Source organism: Psychromarinibacter sediminicola (assembly GCF_029168335.1).
In the GTDB taxonomy this organism is placed as follows: Bacteria; Pseudomonadota; Alphaproteobacteria; order Rhodobacterales; family Rhodobacteraceae; genus Psychromarinibacter; species Psychromarinibacter sediminicola.
The window spans coordinates 1-3,470 of the sequence record NZ_JARGYC010000154.1 but is presented as its reverse complement, the minus strand read 5'-3'; the positions used below and the strand labels follow the sequence as shown (position 1 = coordinate 3,470).

The window sequence follows — 3,470 nt, the reverse complement described above, 5'->3', positions numbered from 1 at the left end:
GAGTAGAAGAGAATGCCAGCAACGCCTGGAAGCGCAACGGAGCTTCGGGAGGCAGTAAGATCCTTGGTCGACGAAGCGCTTAGAAACGGGGTACGTCCAGAAACCGCCGCGGCGATCCTGACGATTGAAGCCGATGAAGCGCGCCGCGGAGGCTGGGGGGATGCATGAGCTGAAACAGGATAATCCCTGCGCTCACGATACACGCTAGAGTTGCCTTGACGCACCAAGGCTCGCTTTATACGCTTTTCTGGCGAAGACGTTCGGTTTGTCGCACGTTTCCGTATGGGGATACTTCGACATGCGGCCGACAGGGAAATCCAATCCGCGCGGTCGGCATTACCGTCGGCGATCCATTGTAAATGTGACGCCAACGGATTCTCTGCTTTCCGGCATCGGCTCGGGGCGGCCTCAGATTGCTTCGGTTCTGCTTCTGCCGCCGCTTCTCTGTCTGCATGTTTCGTTGTGCTTGGCTGATACGTTCACCTTGGGGCGCCAGCATCTTGCGAAGTATTCGCCGCGGCGCTGGAGGCTGATAGGACAGCGGAGCACCGTCAAAATGGTTCTCGCTGTGATAGGGCTCTTGGTGGTGAGCTACTGGGTCATGGGTGCCCACCCGACGGACCAGATGGTAGAATTCAAGGTAAGATAACGGACTAAGGGATGCTTCGCGGCGAACGAACCGCCGGCCGGAATCCCAAGCCCATTTCAGACTTTCAATTTTTGGCAATGTTCGGGCGGACAGCCTGCATATCACCCACGGGTCCGCCAGATTCGGCTTTTGCATGATCATTCTCCGGTGGCGTTTCGAGTTCGAACACCTTTCGCGCCTTTTCGGTGAATCCGAAGCGCGCGATGTAATCGAGCAGCAAATCCTTCAGTTCCTGATCGGTTGCTGCCATGTCGCCCTGCTCGCATTGCCTTCGCCGCCCCACGTTCGCTTCGAAAAGGTTAACATCCGGTTAACGAAGTCCAGGAAACCGCCTCGGACAGTCAGGGAGGAGAAGATGAAAGTCGCATTCAATCGAGAAGACGAGCGACTGGAGGTACTGGCCAAGCTTGCCGGCGCCCCCATGCCAATGCGGGCGGCGCTGATCGAGGAATACAGTAAGCGCTCCGAGGCGGCCTTCGCGCCGGGCACGCGCCGATGCTACCACCAGATCATCCGGTCATTCAAAGGCTGGTGCGCTGAAAACGGCCACGACGGCGAGCCCCCCGTCAGCCCAATCATTGTTGCCGAGTATGTCGATGCGCTCGGCGGGAAAATCCGCGCCACCACGATTGAGAACCGTCTCTGGGCCATCGCGGAGATGCACCGCTCCGCGTTTGAAGTCTCGCCATGCCGGCACCGACTCGTGGAGCTGGCGCTGATGTCGGTGAAGCGGAAGTACGGGGCGGCTGTCCGTCAGGCACCAGCCCTTGGCAAGAAGGACGTCTTGGCGGCCATTGACCGTCTTGGCGACAGCCCGGCCGCCGTCAGGAACAAGGCGCTACTGTGGATCTTGACGGATAGCTGGTGCCGGGCTTCGGAGCTTGTGGCCTTCAAGGTGCGCGACATCTGTCGGCAGGAGGACGGAACCAGCCTGCTGTTCGTGTCCCGTTCGAAGACCGACCCGTACGGTCAGGGCGCCTACGCCTTCTTGTCCGAGGCAGGCACGATGGCTGCTCTGCAGTGGATCGAATTGGCGGACCTGGAGCCTGACGATCCGCTGATCACCAAGTCTCAGCCTGGCGGAGAAAGGACTCCGCTCAACACCGCAACGGTTTCGCGCATCATAAAGCGCTGCATCGGGCGCAAGGATGTATCGGCGCACAGCATGCGGGTTGGCGGAGTTCAGGATGCCTTCCGCATCGGCTGCGACCTCTCGTCAATCATGGTGGCTGGCCGCTGGAGTTCACCCGAGATGCCTGCGCGGTACGGTCGACGAATTCTGGCCAGCCAATCCGCCGCGGCGCAGGTGTCCAATGCGTACGGCGTCACGACGGAACCCGAGAAAGTCGACGCCAGCAACGGAAAATAGGAGCGATCCAACTCCTTCTGCATTGCGCATAGCGGCTGATAGAAGCCTTGGGGAATCACCGCGCAGAGAAAGCCGAGCGACGGTGCTATGCGCGTCCGCGGCGAAAGCGAAGCGTCGGCGCGGTACGGTCGAGAGTATCAGACCCTATCTCAAGTCCGGCGTCGGCACGACCGAAACCTTCCGGCACGAGCTTCCGGGCTGGCTCCGCGAACGCCACTAACCCCAAATGTTTCGCGCGCGAAACATTTTCCCGGACGAAGCGCAATGAGCCCCAAGTTCCGGGTCCAACAAGAAAGGCGCCCTTGGGCGCCTTCCTCTTTCTCCGCTTGCGCGAAAAGGCGGGGGGCGTCCGTCAGGATTTCGGCTTGCGGCCCAGCCCAATCTTCTTGGCGGTGTCGGCGCGGCGCTTGGAATAGGACGGCGCCACCAGCGGATAGTCCTTGGACAGCTGCCAGCGCTCCTTGTACTCGGCCGGCGTCATGCCGTGCTCGGTCGACAGGTGGCGCTTCAGCGTCTTGAAGCCCTTGCCGCATTCCAGGCAGATGATCGCGTCCTTCTGCACCGAGGAATCGATCGGCACGGCCGGAACCGGCGCAGCCTCGGCCACCGGCGCCACCTCGACCGCGTCCGCCCCGGCGCCGCCGGACAGGCCCGTCAGGGTGGCATGCACCGACTGGATCAGGCCGGGTAGGTCGGTCTGCGCAATCTGGTTGCGCCCGGCATAGGCGGCGACAATCTCGGTGGTCAGGGCGAGGAGTTCCTCGTTCTGGCCCTGGAAGTCTGCCATTTCGTCTGTCATCCGAAGTCCTTCGCGTTGGGTCTGTGTTGGCAGGAAGTTCTGACATTGGATACTGGCAATCAAACTAACCCAGAGACATAGCTGAATATTCACCGAAAGCAATACTGACTTTTTGGATCGGGAAGACGTTTTTTCACGTATAAAGGGAAGCCGATTTCATGTATTAACGCCCGGGTGGCCGCGACGACGGTCCGGGAATTGAACGCGCCCCGATTCGGTTGAACAGCCGCCGGCCCAGATGCAGCGCCAACAGTGCAACGCGCAGGGCAGGTGGATACCCTCGATCCAACGATAGAACTGCCAGGTCGTCTGCCTGGAGCCCGACGGGCTGCCGGCTGTTGCCCCGACCTGAGGAACGTGAACCAGACGCCGGCGCCGAAGGAAAGGGACACCCTGCCGGTGGAAGAGGCGCAGCGCGACAAGATGAAATGGATCAAGGAGCCAGGGGATTTCGTCGTTGAATGATCACGCGAAACGGACTGGCACGCCCCGGAGCTGCTGCGCGCCCGGATCGCGGTGGTGGAGCAGTTGTTCGGCCGGGCGGCGTCGGCGGTGCTATAACAGGCTGCTGAAAAACTCTGCCTCGACAGGGGTTTGAGAACGTGATTCACCCTTTGCACGGCATGCTGGAGGTGATGATGCGCGGGACGGAC

The 3,470-nt window shown here is 60.9% G+C and carries 3 protein-coding genes; 1 reads left to right on the top strand and 2 read right to left on the bottom strand.

The annotated features are described in order from the left end of the window. Positions 1-713 precede the first annotated feature (713 nt). Complete coding sequence (locus P1J78_RS24380) at positions 714-899, bottom strand: hypothetical protein (RefSeq protein ID WP_275569972.1); 186 nt, start codon at positions 897-899, stop codon at positions 714-716. A gap of 105 nt (positions 900-1,004) precedes the next feature. On the opposite strand from P1J78_RS24380, the gene P1J78_RS24375 reads away from it, so the two are divergent. After that, a complete protein-coding gene (locus P1J78_RS24375) occupies positions 1,005-2,018 on the top strand; it encodes a tyrosine-type recombinase/integrase (protein WP_275569971.1) in 1,014 nt (337 codons plus the stop codon). Positions 2,019-2,370: 352 nt separating this feature from the next. On the opposite strand, the gene P1J78_RS24370 is transcribed toward P1J78_RS24375, so the two are convergent. After that, on the bottom strand, positions 2,371-2,805 hold the full coding sequence (locus P1J78_RS24370) for a Ros/MucR family transcriptional regulator (RefSeq protein ID WP_275569970.1): 435 nt from the start codon (positions 2,803-2,805) through the stop codon (positions 2,371-2,373). Positions 2,806-3,470: the final 665 nt, after the last annotated feature.